Genomic DNA, 21,959 nt, shown 5'->3' with positions numbered 1-21,959 from the left:
ACGTCAGTCAGTCGCAGAAAAGGTCATGGTACATGGATATCGCAATTGTAGGGGTTGCCTGTAAATTTCCCGGTTCAGAAGATCAGTTTGAGTTCTGGAACAATCTTATCGGGAATTGTTCAATGGTTTCCGAAGTGCCGGAAAACCGTTGGGACTGGAAACAATTCTGGGGCGATCCTGCTACTGAGACTAATAAGACCAACAGTCGCTGGGGTGGGTTTATCCGTGATGTGGATGCCTTTGATCACCAGTTCTTCGGTCTGCTTCCTCACGTAGTGGAAGCGATGGATCCTCAGCAGCGGATCATGCTGGAATTGACCTGGACCTGTCTTGAGGATGCCGGCATTGCCCCTTCAACCTTGCAGGGCAAAAAAGTCGGCATGGTGGTCAGCACCTTTAACCACGATTACAAGGAAATGCAGGAACGCGGCCACCAATCCATCGAAGCCCATCATTCCACCGGTAACGCCGGCTCCATCATCGTAAACCGGATCTCTCATTTTTTTGATTTCAAAGGCCCGAGCCTGGCCATCGATACCGCCTGTTCAGGAGCACTGAATGCCATTCATTGCGCCATACAGGCCTTACAGTTTGATGATTGTGAACTGGCATTGGCGGGTGGTATCAATCTGATTCTGACCCCGACCCGGCACATTTCGTTTTCCAAGATGGGTATGATGTCACCGACGGGAACCTGCCGTACTTTCGACGACAGTGCCAATGGCTATGTTCGTAGCGAGGGCGCGGGTGTCATTGTGCTGAAACCACTGGCGCGTGCGCAAAAAGATCAGGACCAGATTTACGGCATCATTCGTGGTACCGCAGTCAACCATTGTGGTGATACCTATACCCTGACATATCCGAGCCCTGATGCTCAGGCAGACGTCATTATCGCTGCGCACCATCGCGCCGGTGTGCCGGTCAATACGGTTAATTATGTCGAGGCTCACGGCACCGGAACCCCAAAAGGTGATCCGATAGAATTTCGCGGTTTGTGCAAAGCGTTCGGACAACTGGCTGATAGTCAGAATATTGAGCTACCCGAACAGAGCTGCTGGCTCGGTTCGGTCAAAGCCAATATCGGTCACCTTGAAGCCGCGGCGGGTATTGCCGGTGTCATTAAAGTCCTCATGGCCATGCGTCACCAGATGCTGCCGGCGCTGGTGCATTTTCAACAATTAAACCAGCGTATCAGTCTGGCGCAGACGCCCTTTGCCATGCTGGCCCAGAATCAACCCTGGTTGCCGATAAACGATGAACACGGTACCCCATTGCCATTACGGGCCGGAGTCAGCTCCTTTGGTTTTGGAGGTACCAATGCTCACGTGGTACTGGAGCAATATCTCGCGCCGCGAGCCTCGGGTCGCCGCCAGGCGGTTCGCATGCTACCGGGTTGGCCTGTCTGTCTTTCTGCCAAAACCGAGACTGCCCTGAGCGCTCTAAAACAAACACTGTACCGATGGATCGAACAACAGCAGGACCAATGTTCGCTGGCGGATGTCAGTTACACCCTGACGGTGGGCCGTGACCATTTTGAATATCGTGATGCGGCAGTTGTCCGTTCCGTCGAAGAATTGTTGGCATTTTTGCAGCAACCGATTGAACAACCGAACGTTGAATCGGCGGATGCATCGGTAACCGATCAATTACCTGGTGTGTTCAGTGCCAGAAAAAAACCATCAGATCCTCAATTGCTACAAGCCCTGAACAAACTGGTGACCCGGTATTTGCAAGGAAGCACACTGGACTGGCAGCCGGTCTTTGCCAAAACCCCGGCACGACGAATCAGTTTGCCAGGTTACCGTTTTGCCAGAACCCGCGTGTGGTTGAAACAGCAGGCTCTGGTTCCGGCAGATGAACAACGAACCCTGCATCCGTTGCTGCATGAGAACATTTCAGATTTTGACTGTCAGGCATTTCAGTCGGTGTTTACCGGCACAGAATTTTTTTTGGATCACCATCAGGTAGCCGGGCGGAAAATTCTGCCGGCGGCCGCGTATATGGAATTGGTCCGTGCCGGGCTGGAACAGTCTCTGGGTGGGAATTTACCGGCAACAAGCCGCATCGAACTCAGAGATATCAACTGGTTGCGTCCGTTTGACAGCGCATCGGTGTCAGTACTGCGCCTGCATCTGTATCCACTGGAAACCCGGACCAATGTGGTTGAACTTGAATTTGAAGTCACCGGCGGTGACGGCAATCTGTACTGCCGTGGTATCGCCTTGCCGGTTGCGCGTACGGAAACAACCATTACCCCGATAGCGCAGATAGCCGACGAACAGGCGACATTCGATGCTCAACAGACTTATCAGTTACTGACCCAGAGTGGACTGAATTATGGTCCCGGTCACCGGGCCATTGAATCGGTCACGCTGTCGCAATCTTCGGCCCTGGCCACGGTGGTATTGCCAGATCATCTGGCGGTGGATCCTTACTATCTGCATCCGGGGATGTTGGATTGCGCGCTACAGGTTGCCGTACTGCTGGCGCAGTTGAACGATTACGGTGTGGAGACCTTGCAGCAGGCATTAGTGCAACCCATTGAGCTGACGGTTGCGTTGCCGTTTCTGCTGAATACCCTGAAGATCCATGAACCTCTGGCCAGACACGCAAGCGTATCGGTAAACCAGGTGGAGCGCTCCGGCGCGTTGAAAACATTTGATATCCGCATGTTCAACCATCAGCCGGATGGCACTGCCGGACTCGCGGTTGAACTGCTTGGCATGACACTCAATGGCGGTATGAAAACCGTTAACGTCCAGCGGGATCACGAGGTGGTACAAGACTCAGATGTTGATGTCCAACTGGAGCGACTGGCCGACATCAGCAGTGATAACCGCGAAGGCTATTACGTACCGCAATGGGTACCCGCTGATACTACGGCCAACCGAGCGGATCTGAACGGTAAACATGCGTTGCTTCTGGTGGACGGCGCAGCTTCCGATCACCCGCATCTGATTGCCACACTGACACAGGCCGGGCTGAACTGTTTGACCGTAACCTTTGCAGATGGCTATGAAGCAATCTCAACCACGGAGTATCGTCTCGGCGCGGCTAGCACGGACGATGCCAAAGCGCTGATTCAGCAGCTGAAAGCCCAAGGTATCAAACCCGAATTTGTCATTCATCTACCTGCCAACCCAAACAACGTCGTTCTCACGCAGACAGTGGACCATGGCATACGAAGCATTTTTGTACTGGTCCAGGCATTAATACCACTCAGTCGAAAGTTGCGGTTGGTATCATGGGTCGCCAGTGAAACGCCATTTATGCAACCGGCACTACAGGGATTGAGTGGCTTTTATAAAACCCTGAGTATTGAAAAACCGGGCTATTCCGGGGTCGTGGTACAGGCAGCATCCATTGATGTCGATGACTTGATGGTAGAACTCGCCAGCCAGGACCGGCAGACCGATATCGTCTATCAACAGGGGCAACGATGGGGGCGCGCATTCAACGACCTGCGCAGTGGTTTAACCGCCAACGCCACCCAACAGTTATCAGGACTACCGATTCCATCTGGATCTGCGCGAACTGATTTCCGGCATAAAGGGGTATACCTGATCACCGGTGGAATGGGTGCGTTGGGGATTATTTTTGGCCGTCATCTGGCGCAACACTATCAGGCCACTGTCTGTCTGACCGGCCGGGCCCCCCTCGATGCTGACAAACAACAACAGCTGAACGATATCAGCGCCAGCGGTGGACAGGCCATATACCTGCAATGTGATGTTAACCGGCTGGATGATGTTGAGCAGGTAATGGCACAGATTCGTACCGATCACGGTGCTATTCACGGAATTTTGCATGCAGCCGGAGTCATCGAAGACAGCTTTATCATTCGCAAGCAACAGGATGCCTTTGACCGGGTGATTGGTCCGAAAGTATACGGTACTGCCAATCTTGATCAGGCCAGTGCTGAAGACGAACTGGACTGCTTTATTCTGTTTTCCTCGGTCACCGGTGTCCTCGGCAATATCGGCCAGTGTGATTATGGCTATGGCAACAGTTTCGAGGATTACTTCAGCCTGTCTCGCAACCTTCAGCACCAGCGTGGAGAACGATCCGGCAGAACACTGTCGGTCAACTGGCCGTACTGGAAAGACGGTGGCATGACCCTGTCGGATGAAGAGGAAGCAATGCTGCGAAAAAGCTTCGGCATTATTCCGTTACTGACGCATGATGGTATTGCTGCCCTTGAAACCGCATTGCGATTGCCGGTGTATCAAGTGGGTGTGCTACCGGGAGACAGCGACAAAGTACGGTCGGTACTCGGCTGTGTGACCGAACAGACAACTCTATCCGCTAAGCTGCCAGCGACTGCTGACCAGCGTGGTATCAGCGCCGACGAGCTGCCTGATTATCTGGCGCAGCTGTTTACCGGAGCGCTGAATGTCGATGCTGATCGTTTTCGTGCTAACGGCACCTTTCAGGATTACGGCTTTGATTCGGTGGTCATGCTCAATCTTGTCAATCTGATGGAAAAAACCTTTGCGGGGCTGCCGAAAACCCTGTTCTTTGAATGTCAGACCATGGCCGAACTGGTTGAGTTTTTGCTGGAAAATTACCGTGACAGCCTCGATCAGCTGAACATTGGAGAATCACCCGACGCGAACAAACCTGTCGCTCATGCGGTCAATCATTCTGTCGCCAGAATCAGTGAGCGCAAACGTCGGGCGAAACTCTCTGGCGTTGTTGGAGCGCCGCCCAAACATATTCCCATTGCCATTATTGGCCTGGCCGGTCGTTATCCGCAGGCGGACACACTTGAGACTTTCTGGCAGAACCTTGTAGCCGGCAAAGACTGCATTGAGGAAATCCCCGCCCAGCGCTGGGATCTCACTCAGGTGTTTCGTCCTGGGGAACCGGTTCAGGGAAAAAGCTACAGCAAGTGGGGTGGTTTTCTGACTCAGGTGGATCAGTTTGATCCGCTGTACTTCAATATTTCCCCCTCAGAAGCGGAAAAAATGGACCCCCAGGAACGCCTGTTCCTGGAAGTTGTGGCGCACGCGGTGGAAGACGCCGGTTATCATCCTGATCAGCTCTGTGCCGGCAGTGACGAGAAAGCCGGGGATGTAAAAGACAATCCGGTTGGCGTCTATGCCGGTTGCATGTGGGGAGACTACCAGTTGCACGGTGTCGAAAGTGACCGTCCGCAAGACTGGGTCACGCCTCATTCTTTTTACTGGTCAGTAGCCAACCGCATTTCCTACTTCTTTAATCTTTCCGGTCCCAGTATCACTCTTGATACCGCCTGTTCGTCATCTCTGACTGCCGTGCATCTGGCCTGCTCGGCATTGGCGGCGGGAGATATCCGCGTGGCCATCGCCGGCGGTGTCAATCTGTCGCTGCACGCCAATAAATACAACCTGCTGTCAGACATGCACTTCCTGTCATCCGATGGCCGTTGTCGCAGTTTTGGCGAGGGCGGTGATGGGTATGTTCCGGCCGAAGGCGTCGGTGCTGTCATCCTGAAACCATTGGCAGACGCCGAGCGCGATGGTGACCATATCTACGGTGTGATTCGCAGTACCGCAGTGAACCACGGTGGCCGGACATCCGGTTTTACCGTGCCAAATCCAAAACGTCAGGCTGCCCTGATGCAGGAAGCGTTTGAACGTGGCGGTATCGATCCACGCCATATCAGTTATCTGGAAGCCCATGGTACCGGCACCAGTCTGGGCGATCCTATTGAAATCAACGGTCTGGTCAGAGCGTTCGGCAGTACTGAGAAACAGTTCTGTGCCATCGGTTCAGTTAAATCCAATATCGGTCATGCCGAAGCCGCCGCCGGGGTAGCCGGTATCACCAAAGTCCTGTTGCAGATGCAGCATCAGATGCTGGTGCCGTCGTTGCACAGTCAGCAGCCCAACCCCCACATCGATATGGCGGCCACGCCATTTGTCGTCCAGCAGCAGTTGCAGCCCTGGGAACGTCCGGTGATTGACGGTCAGCAACAGTTGCGACTGGCGGGTATCAGTTCTTTTGGGGCCGGTGGTGCCAATGGTCACGTGATTATCGAGGAATACGCCTCAGCAGTTCCGGCAACACCCGTCAGCGCCCCGGCATTGATCGTCCAGTCTGCCCGCAAACAGGAAGCTCTGCTGGAGATGGCGGCGCAGTTGAAAAACTTCCTGCAACGTAACCCCGATATCAATCTGCACGATCTTGCCTATACCTTACAAACCGGCCGACTGGAACATGACTGGCGGTTAGCGGTGGAAGCTGAATCCGTTACCATGCTGATGAACCGGCTGGAGCGATTTGTTGAGCAACCGCAAAGTGTGACTGATGGTATCTGGTTTGGCCGCATTGATAAAAACCATCGCGATGCATTTCAACCTGATCCCCAGCTGCGGTTGCCCGGTCAGCAAAACCGGTCACTGGCAGAATTCTGGCTTAAAGGCGGTCATATTCCGTGGAAAACGCTGTATGACCTGCCAAGACGAAAAGTATCGGCACCGGGATACGCCTATCAGCGCCAGCGTTACTGGATCGAAAAACCTGTCACAGACTCACGTCCAACCGGGTTGCATGCCGTGCTGGACAACAACTGTTCCAGTTTCGCGGAAGTCCGGTTTCAAAAAACCTTGCATGGTCATGAATTTTATCTACAGGATCATGTCATCGCGGAAAACCCGGTGCTGCCCGGTGTGGTACTGCTGGAAATGGCCAACCAGGCAGGTCAGCGGGCGTTGCCGGATCAACCCCTGCACGCGCTGTATGATATCCAGTGGCTGCGGCCGGTGGTGGTTGCCGCCGAGCCGGTCGATGTGCGGATCGTTGTGACGGCCGACGAGTACGGACTGGGATTTGAAATCTTCAGCCAGCAGGGCGAGCAGTCATTGCTCTGCTGTCGGGGGGGTTATGGTTTTATGCCGGTCGCATCAGAAGCGCGGGAGCGATTGCAGGCGCAGCTGGATCTGGCTGTTCTGAGCGCAGAATCCGTGCCGGTAGCGAGTCTCCGTAATGAGATGCAGAGCCTGTCGTTAACCCGGGTCAACGATTATTTCGCTGCCCTTGGTTTTCAGTTGGGTGAACGTTTCAAACCATTCCGGCAATTACATTTCAATGCCACCGGGGCACTGGCGGAACTGACGCTTCCGGCCGCCGTGGCAGACACTCGGGAAGATTACCAACTGCATCCGGCCATTATGGATGCAGTACTGCGGACCTCGCTGTTGATCGGTGGTGATGCGTACCAGCCGGCCGGCATTCCGGTCCCCGTCAGTATGGGCCGGCTGCAACTGTTAGCACCGCTACCGGCACAGCTGCTGGTGTGGGTGACTGCGCGCAGTGAAGACCGAAAAGATATTCAACAGTCTTATGACATTCATATCTGTGATGTTGATGGCAATCGGGTCGCGTTTATTGAAGAGTTTGTCACTCAGGCGGTGGCAGGACTGTTTGCCGCCGCCAAAGCGACGACGGCAAAACCGTTACCATCCAAGCCGGTCATTCAAACTGCACCGGCACCGACGGAAGCAGGCCCTGCGACCAGCCCTGCAACCACCGTGCTGCCGGCAACAGAAAACTTTCTCAGTGAACTCATCGCCGCCCAGACCCGCATCCCGCGTGCGGATCTGCAACCCGATGATGCCCTGGAATCGTTCGGCATCAATTCGGTAATGGTGCTTGCGATTCATGCACAGATTGCCGAAGTCTTTGGCGACGAGGTGCCAAAAACCCTGTTTTATGAGCATCAGACCATCAGGGAAGTGACGGAATATCTGCTGGAGAATTTTCCCCAGGCAGCGGCACAACTGGCCGGTTCAACTCTGACCGCTTCATCCTCGGCGACACCGCTGGAAACTATGGAACCAGAAGTCTCTGGCGGGCCGGCATCTTCAGATCGTCTCAATACGGCGGCGAGATCTTACCTGCGTGATCAGGTTGCCGGAGTCACCAAAGTGACCCGGGCGGATATCGATTTCGACGCCTCGCTGGAACAGTATGGTGTCAACTCGGTCATGGTACTGGCGCTGAATGAAAAACTGGTAACTGTGTTCGGCGAAGACGTTTCCAAAACCCTGTTCTATGAATATCCGAGCATTGCCGCCCTGGCGGAATATCTGGTTGAGTATCATGCTGACGATGTCCAGGTCCGACTGCTGACGCAAGGCCCTCTTATCGAAAGCACGACGGCGGTTGGCACGAATGAGTCAGCGGCAACAATCGAAGAGCCGGACATTTCTGATGCTGTATCGTCGCATACTGACCTCAACCCGGCAGACGAGCTGTTCCAGTATCTGGCTGCGCTCATCGCTGAAGTGAGCGGTCATGAGGTGCAGCGCGAAACTTTACTGTCGGCGCTGGCGCTGGATGAGATTCAACTGCAGCGCATGACCAGCCGGATTCAGGACGATCACGGACTGACGGCACGCCTGTGGTTTTATGAATGTCACACCCTGGCCGATCTGGTTCAGGCTTTGCTGGATCTCAAGGCCGGACAACCACAAACGGTCATTAATGCACCTGTCCCGGCGACATCCAAAACCATGTCGGAAATGGCCGTGCATCCTCACCGCAAATTGGCCGCCGCACTGGTTGAACCGGTCAGGAGAGCTGCCCGGAATCAATATGCAGACGATGATATTGCCATCATCGGTCTGAGCGGCCGTTATCCTCTGGCTGATAATCTGGAGCAGTTCTGGAGCAACCTTTATCAGGGCCGGGACTGTATTCGTGAAGTGCCGACAGAACGTTGGAATCATGCGCTTTATTATCATGCTGACCGTCATCATAAGGGATCGGTGTACAGCAAATGGGGCGGCTTCATGGATCAGGTGGATCAGTTTGATGCGCAGTTTTTCGGTATGACCCGGCGGGAGTCTGAAATCATTGATCCCCAGGAACGGCTGTTTCTGGAAACCGCCTGGCAATGTCTGGAGGATTCCGCCTATACCCGCGACACACTACTGCACCACACCGTCGGCGTTTTCGTTGGCGTGATGTGGGGCCATTATGAATTATTGCAGGTCAGTGAAGCCCAGCAGCAGCTCGGCAAACCCACGGCGTCGTTTTCCTCGATTGCCAATCGGGTGTCCTATTGCTTTGATTTTCATGGGCCCAGTATGGCCCTCGACAGCATGTGTTCGTCGTCGCTGTCAGCGATTCATCTCGCCTGCCAGAGTATTCGCAGTGGCGATTGTGACTATGCATTGGCCGGTGGTGTGAATGTCGCGCCACATCCAACCAAATATCAGCAGTTGTGTCAGCAGCAGTTTTTGTCAGACGACGGCCGTTGTCGGGCCTTTGGTGAAGGCGGTAACGGTTATGTCCCCGGCGAAGGGGTTGGGGCGGTATTGTTGAAATCCGCTGCTCAGGCCATTGCCGAGGGTGATCATATCTATGCCATCATCAAAGCCTCGGCCTTGAATCATGGTGGTAAAACCAGTGGCTTTACCGTGCCGAATCAACGCCAGCAGGCCAATGTGATCGCTCAGGCTCTGGCTCGCAGTGGCTGGCAGCCTGGCAGTATCAGTTATGTCGAAGCCCATGGCACCGGTACCGCACTGGGTGACCCGATTGAACTCTCGGGACTGAACAAAGCCTATGGCCTGAATGACGGAAGCGGTCCCGGCTGTGCTCTGGGGTCGGTAAAAAGTAATATCGGTCATCTGGAATCGGCGGCTGGCATTGCCGGTATCACCAAAATACTGCTGCAAATGCAGCACGGTATGATTGTGCCTTCGCTGCATTCGAGTGCACTGAACCCCAATCTGCCGTTGACCGACAGTCGCTTTTATGTGCCGCAGCAGCCGCAGTCATGGCTACCGGCACCCTCCGCCACGACGCTGCGGGCCGGGATCAGTTCATTCGGTGCCGGTGGTGCCAATGCCCATATACTGCTGGAACACTATTCTGATCCGGAACTAATGGTATCGACAGTGGCCGGTGATCAGCTGTTCGTTTTATCGGCGGATTCCCATGAACGTTTGCAGGGCTATGTCGAAACGCTCAGCCCATGGCTGCACTCGCAGGTTGAAAAAACCAGCGGTGCAGCGGCCAGAACTCATTTCATCAACCTGTGTTATAGCGCCATGGTTGGTCGTGAACAGCGGGATGAGCGCCTGGCCGTCATCGCCCGCGACCATAAAGATCTCGCCGGCAAACTTGATAGCTGGCTAACCCATGGGCAGGCGGAACAGGTTTATCACGGCAGCAGCCGTGGCAAAGAACAGCAGCTCAACCATATTCTCGATGCCACCACCCGGTCGGCGTTGTTGACATCACTGTTGCAGCGGCGGGAAATTCACACCCTTGCCAAAACCTGGGTTGCCAGCCTGAATATCGATTGGCCGGCCTGTTATCCGGCGGTGTTGGGCGTGTCCGGGTCTGCGCTGCTGCGCCGTATCAGTTTCCCATCGCAGCCATTGCAGCGGCAGCGTTACTGGGTACAGCAGGCACAAGCGGATTCGCAGCCGGTGATGATGGGGCTGCATCCATTGCTGGATCGAAACATCTCCACCATCGTCAATCAACGGTTTGAAAAATATCTGACCGGCGATGAGTTTTATCTGCGTGATCATCAGGTTGAAAATCAGGGGCCGCAGCCGATTCTGCCCGGGGTCGCTTATCTGGAAATGGCACGGGCGGCGGCGCAGTTGTCAGTACCGGAAGAATATGTCGTCAGCCGTCTGCGTCATGTCATGTGGTTGCGACCGATTCAGTTCACCGGTAAGCCGGAACATATCCGTATTGACCTGAGTCGCAATGGCGACAACATGGCCTTCAGCGTCTGTAATCATGAACAGGCCCAATGCTCCACCGGAGACGTGCTCTTTTCTCACCAGACGGTGACGGCCGAAGATCAATGGCTGGATATCAAGGCCTTGCAGAACAGCGGTGGACTGCGGGAAGAAAAAGCCGAGATATACAGTATTTTCGAGCAGATGGGCTTTTATTATGGACCGGCCTATCAATGCACCCAGTGGCGTATTCGCCATCAGAACAGTGCACTGGTCAAACTGCAATTGCCGGAAGATCTGGCTGACAGCGCCGGAGCTTATTTCCTGCATCCGTCATTAATGGATGCCGCCTTGCGCAGTTGTCTGGGGCTTGGCGATGCTCATTACACTAGCCCGATGGTGCCGTTTTCGCTGGAGGAAATCGAACTGCGGCATCCGCTGACGACAGAGTGCTATGTCTACGTCATGCTGTCCGGAGAGTCGTCCAGAGATATCAATAAATATAACCTGGTGATCACCGATAAAGACGGCAAAATCCTGGTCAAAATACAACATGTTTCGGCACGGCATTTTCATAACCAGACACCAGCTGCCAATGCCGATCGAGCTATCGCTCAGCTGCCTCGGGCGAGTGTTTATCAATACTGCTGGCAACCGCTGTCGTTGTCACAACAGGCGGACAAAAACGGCACAGTGCTGTTGTTGCGTAGTGCTGCTGATGACACCCCGAAGCCAGTGTTCAGTGATCGTTGGCAGGTTGTGGAAATCAGTCAGGGTGAGACCTTTCGATCCGTATCGCAACACGCCTATGAGCTTGATTTCGGTCAGCCTGATCAGCTCGCACAATTACTGTCAGAGCTGGCCGCCAGTGATCGATTGCCCGACGCGATTATCAATCTGCTCGATGTCAGCCATGACGATATCGATGTCCTGAATGTGCCGCAGCATTTGCAGCTTTCGGTGCATCTGTTGTATCGCTGGTTTATCGCATTGCACCGGCATGATCCTGAACGGGCGGTAAGAATCATGGATGTGAATGCCCGTTCGGAGCAGCTGTCCGGCAGTTATCATGACGCCCTGTCCGGATTTGCCGCTTCCATGACGGCTGTCAATCACCGCATTCAGATTGCCACGCTAACGGCCCAGAGCAGTGACATCAAAAACCTGCCGCTGGAAGCGCTGCTGACAACCACGGACAAAATCAACGCCCGGCAATATCGTCTCAATGAACAGGGCCGGTTTGAATACAGAGCTTTGGTACCGGCGACCCTGCAAGATACTGACAAGCCCTTGTTGCCGCCACGCAGCACCTGTCTGATCACCGGGGGCGTCGGCAAGCTGGGGCTGATCATGGCCCATTATCTGATTGCCAACTGCCAGCCAAATCTGGTGTTGGTCTCGCGTCATTCTCTGACGGCTGAACAACAGCAGCAACTGGCAGAGATGAATCATGAACTGGCCGGATACGGCAGTGATTCCAGTGTCGTGCATATGGTTGCGGATATGGCCGAGCGCGAATCTGTTGAAGCAATGATTGACCAGTGCCGGCAGCAGTTTGGTGCTCTTCATGCGGTCATTCACGCCGCCGGTTCTGCCAGTGACACATCGGTACTGGACCTGAATCAACGTCAGTTTGACGCCAGCCTGAGTGCCAAAATTCATGGTCTGGTGTATCTGGATCACGCCACCCGCAACGATGCCCTGGCCTGGTTTGTGAACTTTTCCTCCATCTCCGCTCACGTTGGGGATCTGGGGTCAGGCAGCTATGGCGCGGGTAACCGCTTTATGGATGCCTACAGTATCCATCGGCCAAACATGTTGTCGATCAACTGGCCATTGTGGGCCGAGGGCGGTCTCGCCATTTCGGACTCTGATGCCGGCATGCTCAATTTTTCCGGCATGACCGCCATGCCCGAACGTGTCGGCCTGGATATCTTCAACCGTGCCCTTAACAGTGGTCTGCATCAACTGTTTGTGGCTTACGGGGACACCCACCGCATCGAACAGGTATTGGGCGTGAGTACCGGGCCCACTGTTCAGCCATCTGCAGCAACCGAAAAGGAAAATGTGTTATGAGTCCGATAAACAGCATCGTCATTCAGGCGATTTCTGCCGTGACGCGTATGGGGCCGGACGATATCAGTAATGATGCCACGTTCGAAAGTTTTGGCATGGATTCGGTGCAGTTGATGGAACTGCAAAGCAAACTGGCGGTGGATTTTGCCGCGTTGCCGAAAACCATTTTGTTCGAGTACAACACCGTCAGCAGTCTGGTGCAGTATCTCACCGCGCAGTATCCGGAACAGGCCGGTGTTGTGGCTGAAACGGCGGTTGATTCGAAACCACCAGCCAAGGAAGCGACCGCGCCACGGTTCACTGATATGGCGCTACCGGCCACGGGTGAAAGCCGGGCGACGGTGTCCATTGCCCATTTGTTTGCATCGGCGCAGCCGTCATCCAATCGCCAGCAGAGCGTGGATGCGGGCAACAACAGTGGTATTGCCGTAATTGGCATGGCCGGCCGTTTTCCCCATGCGGACAATCTCGATACGTTCTGGCAGAACATCTGTAATGGCCGCAACTGTATCGATCCGATTCCGGCACAACGTTGGGATCAGGAGGCGGAAATGGCCGACGATCATCCTTCACGATTGTTCTCCCGCTGGGGTGGTTTCGTCACCGATGTGGAGCAGTTTGATCACACATTTTTCCAGATGAGCCGGGTCGAGGCAGCCCGTTGTGATCCGCAACTGCGACTGTTGTTACAGACCACCTGGCATGCGCTCGAAGATGCCGGTTACACCCCGGCCTCGCTGGAGCAGCAGCGCGTCGGCGTGTTCGTCGGAGCGATGAACAATGATTACAGCCATGTGGTGTCGGATTTTTATCGTCAGCAGGGTCTATACGCCGGTGCCGGTTCGTTCGATAGTGAACTGGCAAACCAGTTATCGTTCTTTCTGAATTTTCACGGTCCGAGTTTTACCATCAAATCCGCCTGTGCCTCATCACTGACAGCGTTGCATCTCGGCTGTCAGGCGATTCGTGCCGGTGATTGCGACAGTGCCATCGTGGCCGGCGTCAATCTCAGTCTGCACCCACACAAATACCGCATGTTGCAGGATATGAAAGTGCTGTCGTTGCAGCCGGTTGAGCGCACCTTTGACGCGATGGCCGATGGTCTGATTCCGAGCGAAGGCATCGGTGTTGTGCTGTTAACGCGTGAAGCAGCCGCCCGCCAGGCCAACGATACGGTGCATGCGGTCATCCGGGCCACGGCCGTCAGCCATGCCGGCAGAAGCACTGGTCAGTACCTGCCGAACCTGAAGGTCATGGAAGCCACCATTCGCAGTGCCATAGAGTCATCCGGCATAGACCTGGATGATCTTAACTATGTCGAAAGCCACGGCACTGCCACGGCCCTGGGCGATCCGATTGAATTGAAAGCACTGGAGAACGTGTTTGCCGGTGCTGCGGCTCACAGCAAAGTGATCGGCAGCAAAGCCAATCTCGGACATATGGAAAGTGCTTCCGGTATCTGCGCGCTGATCAAGGTCATTCTCAGCATGCGCCATCAGACCCTGGCACCGTGTGCCAATCTCACCGATATCAACAGCGCCATCGATCCCCACAGCAGTTGTCTGGCGTTACCAAATTCCGCCCAGCCATGGCCGGCTGGCAGCCGCCAGACCCGGGTTGCCGGCATCAATTCCTTTGGTATGGGAGGCAGTCACGCCTTTGCCGTCGTCGAATCGCCTGTGCCATCGGTGCTAACGCATAGCAGCTCTGAACAGGATGAACTGGTCGTGTTGTCAGCATCGACCGACGAGCAGTTGCGGCAGCATGCCCGGTCACTGCTGGCAGCGGTGTCGGATTTGCCGGAACACGCCACTTTGGCAGATATTGCCTGGACCAGTCAGGTCGGTCGCATCAGTCAGAGCCGGCGATTGGCCATCGTTTGTCGTACGGTTGCTGCGTTACAGCAGACGCTGGCGGCATGGATGGACGGCGAGAGTGCAGTCAGTGGTTGTTATCTGGGTCGCGGTGATCAGCACAGTGATATGGTTGCGTTGTTGTCGCAGCAGCATGGCAGTGACTTTATCCGGGGGCTGGAGACATCGCGCAAGCTGCATGATCTGGCGCGTTTGTGGGTCAACGGTATGGCCATCAACTGGCCGGTGTTATATGCCGATACCAGAGTCGGACGTGTCCGCCTGCATGAGTATGCCTTTCAGACCGTCGACTGTTCTCTGACCAAGGTGTTGGATGAGCTGCGGACTCAGATAGAGAACAAGCACAGCGATTACCGTAAATCCCTTCAGCAGCTGGAACGCAGTGAGCAAACTGCCACCGGCTGGTATCAGGTGGCATCAGAATGGTTGTCGATTTCGGGCAAAAATGACACTCAGATACTGGAGTTCTGGGCCAGTGTGGTGGAACCGAAAGGCGAATCGATAGCCCTGGCTGAGGTGCTTGGCAAACTGTCCGGGGATGCCCCATCCGAGCCATTACCGGAGCAGACTCCCAGAATGCTGACCCAGACATTTTCCGCGCCGCAGGTGCAGGCTCTGATGGCGTTGTCAGAGGGTCATCAGCTTGAATTGCAGACCCTCGTCATTGCCGCCTGGGCCATTGTCCTCAACCGCTATACCCGTACAACCGCGCCTTTGTTTGCTCTGTTACCCCTGACCGATACCGGCGCCGAAGGTGGACGTTTCCCGGTTGCCATGACCTTTACCGGCCGCTGTCCGGTGAGTCAGTGGCTGCAGGATCTACAGGCGATTCTGGATTCCTGTAAAACCCATTCCGACCTGCATTCTGCGGGCCTGGGGCAGCAGGATATCGACCGTATACTGGTTCAGAAAACCTTTGACGATACCGCCGTACTGATTGGAGCCGATCATCAGATGGCCACATCAGAGCTGCCGGAAGGTGTCAATATTGCCGTTCAGGTGGGATTCCATGAGCAGCAGTTGATAGCGAGATTGCTGTGCGCGCCGATGGTCGACGAAGACGCCGCCGGCAACCTGTTGACCAATGTCTGCTCGATCATGCAGGCGATGGCCGTCAATCCGGATCGTCAGGTCAATGCCATTCCCCTGGCCAAAAATCCACGCCGCACACGTCAGGCGATGCGACATCTTGAAGAGGTTTCCGAATGAAACGGGTATTACTGACCGGGGCCAACGGTTTTGTCGGCCTGAATATCGCCCAGGCATTGCTGCAACAGGGTTACGAGGTACGGGCCTGGGTGCGGCCGTCCTCCAACACTCAATATCTGGAGTCGATGGCGGTGGAGATTCGTCGTGGCGAATTCCCTGATCAAGCGGCGTTGCAGGACGCCATGACCGGGTGCGAATACGTGATTCATACCGCCGGCAATACCAGTTGCCGCAACAGCGACCTGCCGGCGCTGACCGCCGTCAATGTCGATGGCACCCGGGCAGTGGTCGACGCCGCTGTGCATGCCGGCGTGCGGCGACTGGTCTATACCAGCACCACCTCCACCATCGGCAGTCGCCGTCACCGCGACCGGGGCGCTGATGAACAGACCCGGTTGCGTGGCTTTCGTGCCCGCAGTCCGTATGCCCTGACCAAACAGCAGGCTGAGAATATTGTCCTGGCAGCACAGTCTCAGGGATTGGAAGTGGTGATATTGAATCTGGCCGAAGTCATCGGTGGCTATGATCACAACCTGCAATGGGGTCGCATGGTGCTGGCGGTGAACTTCAATCAGGTGCCGTTTGTGCCGCCAGGCGGAGGCAGTTTTTGCAGCGCCAGTGATGCTGCCATGGCCCATGTCAATGCGCTGACCAGGGGCCGCAGCGGTTCCCGTTACATCATTTCCGGGGCTGATCACCGTTTTGCTGAATTCATCGAGGAAATCAGGCGACAACTCAAGCGGACAGATCCGCTACCACAAGCGAACTGCGTATTGCTCTGGCTTCAGGCCAGAGGCCACGAGCTGCTACCCGGTATATTTCGCGATCCGCCACTGGTGGAGTCATATCGCATCCGGGTGTTTGGCGGTGAGCATTATTTCGATGCCGGCAAGGCCCGGCGGGAGCTGGCGTATCAACATTCGTCTCTGCAAGTCATGGTCAAAGAATGTATTGACTGGTATCGGCAGAACGGTTTTTTGACAGGTCCGGTTTGAATGGTTTCCGGATGATTATTGTGAACAGATAGCAAGGACTATTTATGGACTCAAGAGCGATGATAGAACTGGCGCGTCTGCCGTTTCCACAACGTATGGAAAAGCAGTATGCGTTTTATCAGGTTGAAGTTGAAAAAGGGTATATGTCCGGACGCCAGGGCTTTGGTCCGGTGGACCGGACCATGAAATACAAAGATACGCTGTCAGACACCTTCAACGAGGTGCTGGTATTTGGTTCGAACAGCTATCTCGGCATGTCCAACGACCCCTATGTCAAAGCCAGGGTGATTGAAGCGGTTGATGAGTATGGCATTGGCACCGGCGGTTCACCGGCATTTTCCGGCTATACCAAACAACATCGCGATCTGGAGCAGCGACTGGCCACTCTGGCCGGACACGAAGACGCCATATTGCTGCCCAGTGGTTATATGGCAAACCTGTGTTGGGTTAACGGACTGATGAATCGTAACGACATCATCGTCTACGACAAGAACAGTCATGCCAGTGTCATCAACGCCATCAAGATGACCAATGTGCCGTTTTATACCTTTGATCCTGAAGATCTGGACAGTCTGGATCGTTTGTTTGCCGATATCAAAACGCGGGCCAAACCCGGCACGCAGATTTTTTCGACTGTGGAGGGAGTGCGTTCCATCGATGGCAGAATCATCGATTTGAAACGTTACATTGAAATTTGCAGACAGCACGATGTCATCACCATTCTCGATGATGCCCATGGCCTGGGCACCGTGGGTAAAACCGGCAAGGGGACTCTGGAACATCTGGATCTGCAGGGGCAGGTCGATCTGCGCATGTCCACCTGTAGTAAATCACTTGGCGCGCAGGGTGCGTTTGTGTCCGGCAGTCAGAAGCTGATTTTCATGCTGCGTAATTTTTCGTTTCCTTATCTGTTTACCTCTGCACTTGCTCAGCCGACGCTGGCGGCAATCAATGCGGCGCTGGATTTGCTGGAACAGCAGCCGGAACGAGTGCAGCGATTGCACGAAAACGTCGCCTACATGCAGGACCGTCTGGAATCACTGGGCTACCGCATAATTCGTGGTGAAACCGGCATTATCCCGGTGTTTTTCAAAGGCGATGGCGTGGTGAATGAACTGAACCGCGAGCTGTACCGTCGTGGCGTGTTTGCCAACATCATGGAGTATCCGATGGTTCCTCCCGGAATGGAGCGTTTACGCCTGTCGGTGATGTCGACACACACCACCCAGGAAATGGATCGTTGTATCGATCTGATTGATGAAATAGCGATTGAAATGGGCATTAAATAAGAGGAAGTAATATGGCTGATCAAACTGTTCTGGCGGAAATTCTCAACGTGATCAATGACATCAAATTTACCGCTTTCAGTCCCGATACCGTTGAGCTGGATGACTATCTCGGCGGTGATCTGGGCATCGACTCGGTGGAAATGCTGGAAATCTGGTACGACATCGAAAAGGCTCTCAACATCAAAGTGGAGGACCACGAAAAACGCGATTTGTATACCCTCGGTCATGTGCTGGAAAAGGTGACCTCGAAACTGGAAGCCCCGGCGGAAGCTATCGGCTGAACCGTGTTGGAGTGGTGATCGTCAGACCCATCGGAACGATCGGTCTGTTGATCAGCGAATGATTGAATCGTGCCGATGAACGGATCGGCGGGTGATGGAGTTGAATATGCCGAAGGTATTTCTGTTTCCCGGACAGGGATCTCAACACAAAGGTATGGGCGCGGAGTTATTTCCGAAGTATCCGCAGCTGGTCAGTCAGGCGGATGACATTCTTGGATATTCCATCGTTGAACTGTGCCTCAACGATCCGGCTCAACAGTTGAACCAGACCCGTTTCACCCAGCCGGCGCTGTTCGTCGTCAACGCCCTCAGCTATTACGAACACTGCCAACATGAAGGTTCGGCCGACTATCTGGCGGGTCACAGTCTGGGTGAGTTCAATGCGTTACTGGCGGCCGGCGCTTATGATTTTGCCACCGGGCTGACCATCGTCAGAGAACGCGGCCGTCTTATGGCGGCGGCAGAAGGTGGCGGTATGGCGGCGTTGATCGGTCTCGATGCTGATCGTGTTGAACAGTTTTTGCAGGATCATGCGTTAACCGGTATCGACATCGCCAACTACAACAGCAGCGATCAGATCATCGTATCCGGTGCCCTGTCAGAGCTGGACACCCTGCAATCCCTGTTGAGTGATAGCAGCGACTGCCGGTATATCCCTCTGAACGTGAGTGCCGCTTTTCACTCGCGTTACATGGATGCCAGTCAGCGGGCGTTTGCGGACATACTGTCGCAGTTCACGTTTGCACCACTCAGCGGCAAAGTCATTTCCAACTGGTCGGCGGATTTTTATCCAACGGAGAACTACCTTGATCACATTGCCGGCCAGCTGAACAGCCCGGTTAAATGGTATCAGTCCATGTCGCGGCTGCTGGCCTGTGGTGAAATGACATTCACCGAACTCGGACCCGGCAATGTGCTGACCCGGCTGGCCGAAAAAATCGTCCGCCATCCCCAGCCGGTGGTCGTGGCGAATCTGTCCGCTGCCTGGCAGGCGGAGTGTCAGGCCGTGCAGCCGGACACAAATGCCAAACCTAAGAAAAATCTTTTCATGTATGCAGATCTGGGATCGCAGTATTACCAGATGGGCAAGGCGCTGCTGCAACAGGATGCCGTTTTTCGCGAAGCAATGCAGGCCTGTGATGTGATCATACGGCAGGCCAGCGGACACTCGCTGCTGGATGAGCTGTATCACCAGCATGCAAAGACCGCAGAATTTACCGATGTTCGATGGACCCAGGCTGCCATTTTCAGTGTGGCCTACAGTCTGACCCGCACCATGGAAGCCAGAGGAATACGGGCCGATGCCGTACTCGGCTGTGGAGTCGGTGAATATGTCGCCGCGGTCATTGCCGGGGTGCTGACACTGTCGCAGGGCCTTGGAGTGATTATGGTTCAGGGAGATATCCTGATTCGCGGCACTCATGACGATCAGGGCATGCTGGCGGTGCTGACGGATGTCGCGCACGTCAGTGAACATCCGCAGTTATATGCGTCAGTGGAGCTGGCGGGAGTCAACTATCAGCATCACTTTGTGCTCAGTGGCGCCCGCCGTGAACTGGACAATCTACGGGCCGGCTTATCTGCCCAGGGTATTGCCTCCATGATGTTGCCGGTTGCAGTGGCGTTTCACTCCAGCCTGATGCAGCCGTTTGAACCTGACTGGCGCGACAGCCTGAAGACACTGACGCCACGAGCGGCGCGCATTCCATGGTATTCCGCAGCATCGGCTGATTTGGTGGACAAACCCGATACCGACTATTTCTGGCAGATCAGTCGTGCACCGGTACGGTTTTATGAGCTTATGAGACTGCTCAGTCAGCAGGATCAATGGCGTTATATCGATCTCAGTCCAACAGCATCTCTGACGGCATATATCCGGCACGGATTCAGCGAGTTGGAACCGCATGGTGCCATGACTCCCTATGGCGACGAATTCGACCCATTGCAGCGGCTGGTTGCCGAGGTAAATGGTTAACCATTGTATGACCGATTGACTGCACGGTTTGTGGTATTGGCGGGTGTAACATTTAACAGTTATCTGAGTGATCAGCGCCGGCTACCATGTACTTTAAGGTGCCGTTTCGACAGTCACCATACTCAGGAGATCACGATCCCTTGGTTCACCCAATATTCAACACAATCCGGTTACCGCGACGGCTTTTACTGGCAGGAATCTTTATGACTTTACTGAATGGCTGCAGCACCATGACTCTGAATAAACAGTGCCGCGAACGTGCCGATGATGCGCTGTGTTACGAGCAGTTACGGGCCACCGACGACGGCATTTCCCGTTATGAGGGCATGCTCAGCCGCAATATCAAATCCAGGGATGGCAAAATTCTGTTGCCATATAAACGATACAGCAGCGGGGCTGACCGGCCACTGGTGTTTTTTCTGGGCGGTGGTCCTGGTATCACCAATCTCAGTTATCAGCCACCGGCCAGTCTGTTACAGCATTACGATGTGGTCATGCTTGAGTATCGCGGTGTCGGCAAATCGTCGGTCAAACTGGAGAGCCCGTATTTTCGTAAGGCAATGACGCGGCTGAAAGGCAGCCTGAGCCTGGAAGCGGTCGAAAAAATGAGACCGTTGTACCGGCGCGGATTTGAAGATCTGAAAGCCAGAGGCTTTGTGTTTGACGACTTTGCCATCGAGGAAATCGTGGCTGATCTTGAGCTGCTGCGAACCCGGCTTGGTTATCAAACCGTGAATCTGGTAGCGCACAGCTTCGGTACCCGCGTGGCACTGAAATATAAATACCTGCATCCGCAGGTGATCGATGCGTCGGTATTGTTTGCTTTGAACACGCCCGGCGGTTTTATCTGGTATCCGCAACAGACCCAGGCGGTTTTACAGCGTTATCAGCAATCCATTGCCTCAGTCGGTTCTGCTGACAGCCAGGCGTTTGAGGCCATGTTGCAGCAACCGAAGCCCTGGCCAAAACGCTGGCTGGGCATACCGACCGATCCGGCCAAAACGCTCTTTACATCATTTATGATGAGCTATAACCGCCACACCGCCGGTTATGCCTATAAAGCTCTGCTCGATGCCCAGGATGGCGGCAGTTTCCATTGGTTTCTATTGGCCAGAACCTACGGAATTTTTATTCGTGTCGGCTTTAACTGGCCCGACCTGTTTCTCAAAGCCTACCTCGAAGACTGCAACCCCGAATGGGTGGAAGAAGCTGATCGCCAGGGCCGCGATGCCGTGTTTCAGAGCCCGTCATCGATTCTGTTTGGTGGGTATCGCGAATTTCTTGACGTTTATGGAGAGTGTCGTCCGCGGCCGATAATATTGGATTTCTCCCGTACGCTGGTAGTGGCCGGTGAGTTCGATATCAGCACGCCACTGGAACGACTGCCGCCTTCGTTGCCATCAGAACAGTTGATCATCGTGAAAAATTTTGGTCATGCCGATCCGCTCTATCGTGAAAAAGAACGGGCCGGGCAGGTGATCTCCCGTTATCTCACCGATCAGACATTCAGTCCTGATGCATTTGGTCATCCATCGGTATTTGTACCCAAGGCATTCGTTCAATAACAAG

Annotated in this window: 7 protein-coding genes; all 7 read left to right on the top strand. The window is 54.5% G+C overall.

What is annotated here, in order from left to right; all coding sequences use genetic code 11:
• Positions 1-32: 32 nt before the first annotated feature.
• Entirely contained in the window at positions 33-12,767 is a 12,735-nt protein-coding gene (locus YC6258_RS22640; RefSeq protein WP_052830500.1) for an SDR family NAD(P)-dependent oxidoreductase, read from the top strand.
• Positions 12,764-15,850, top strand: a complete 3,087-nt coding sequence (locus YC6258_RS27655) for a beta-ketoacyl synthase N-terminal-like domain-containing protein (RefSeq protein WP_052830499.1) — start codon at positions 12,764-12,766, stop codon at positions 15,848-15,850. Before YC6258_RS22640 ends, YC6258_RS27655 begins: the two co-directional genes overlap by 4 nt.
• Entirely contained in the window at positions 15,847-16,845 is a 999-nt protein-coding gene (locus tag YC6258_RS22635) for an NAD-dependent epimerase/dehydratase family protein (RefSeq protein WP_044618921.1), read from the top strand. The genes YC6258_RS27655 and YC6258_RS22635 overlap by 4 nt, the downstream gene beginning before the upstream one ends.
• Before the next feature lie 44 nt (positions 16,846-16,889).
• The gene (locus tag YC6258_RS22630; protein WP_044618920.1) at positions 16,890-18,134 is read left to right on the top strand and encodes an aminotransferase class I/II-fold pyridoxal phosphate-dependent enzyme; all 1,245 of its coding nucleotides are present in this window, start codon (positions 16,890-16,892) and stop codon (positions 18,132-18,134) included.
• An 11-nt stretch (positions 18,135-18,145) separates the two neighbouring features.
• Positions 18,146-18,415, top strand: coding sequence for an acyl carrier protein (locus YC6258_RS22625; RefSeq protein WP_044618919.1), 270 nt, complete (start codon positions 18,146-18,148; stop codon positions 18,413-18,415).
• Positions 18,416-18,521: 106 nt separating this feature from the next.
• Entirely contained in the window at positions 18,522-20,390 is a 1,869-nt protein-coding gene (gene fabD, locus YC6258_RS22620) for an ACP S-malonyltransferase (RefSeq protein ID WP_044618918.1), read from the top strand.
• 203 nt (positions 20,391-20,593) lie between these two features.
• Positions 20,594-21,955, top strand: a complete 1,362-nt coding sequence (locus YC6258_RS22615) for an alpha/beta fold hydrolase (protein WP_044618917.1) — start codon at positions 20,594-20,596, stop codon at positions 21,953-21,955.
• Positions 21,956-21,959 lie beyond the last annotated feature (4 nt).

Source organism: Gynuella sunshinyii YC6258, assembly GCF_000940805.1.
Lineage (GTDB): Bacteria > Pseudomonadota > Gammaproteobacteria > Pseudomonadales > Natronospirillaceae > Gynuella > Gynuella sunshinyii.
This window is presented reverse-complemented; position numbering and strand designations above follow the sequence as displayed.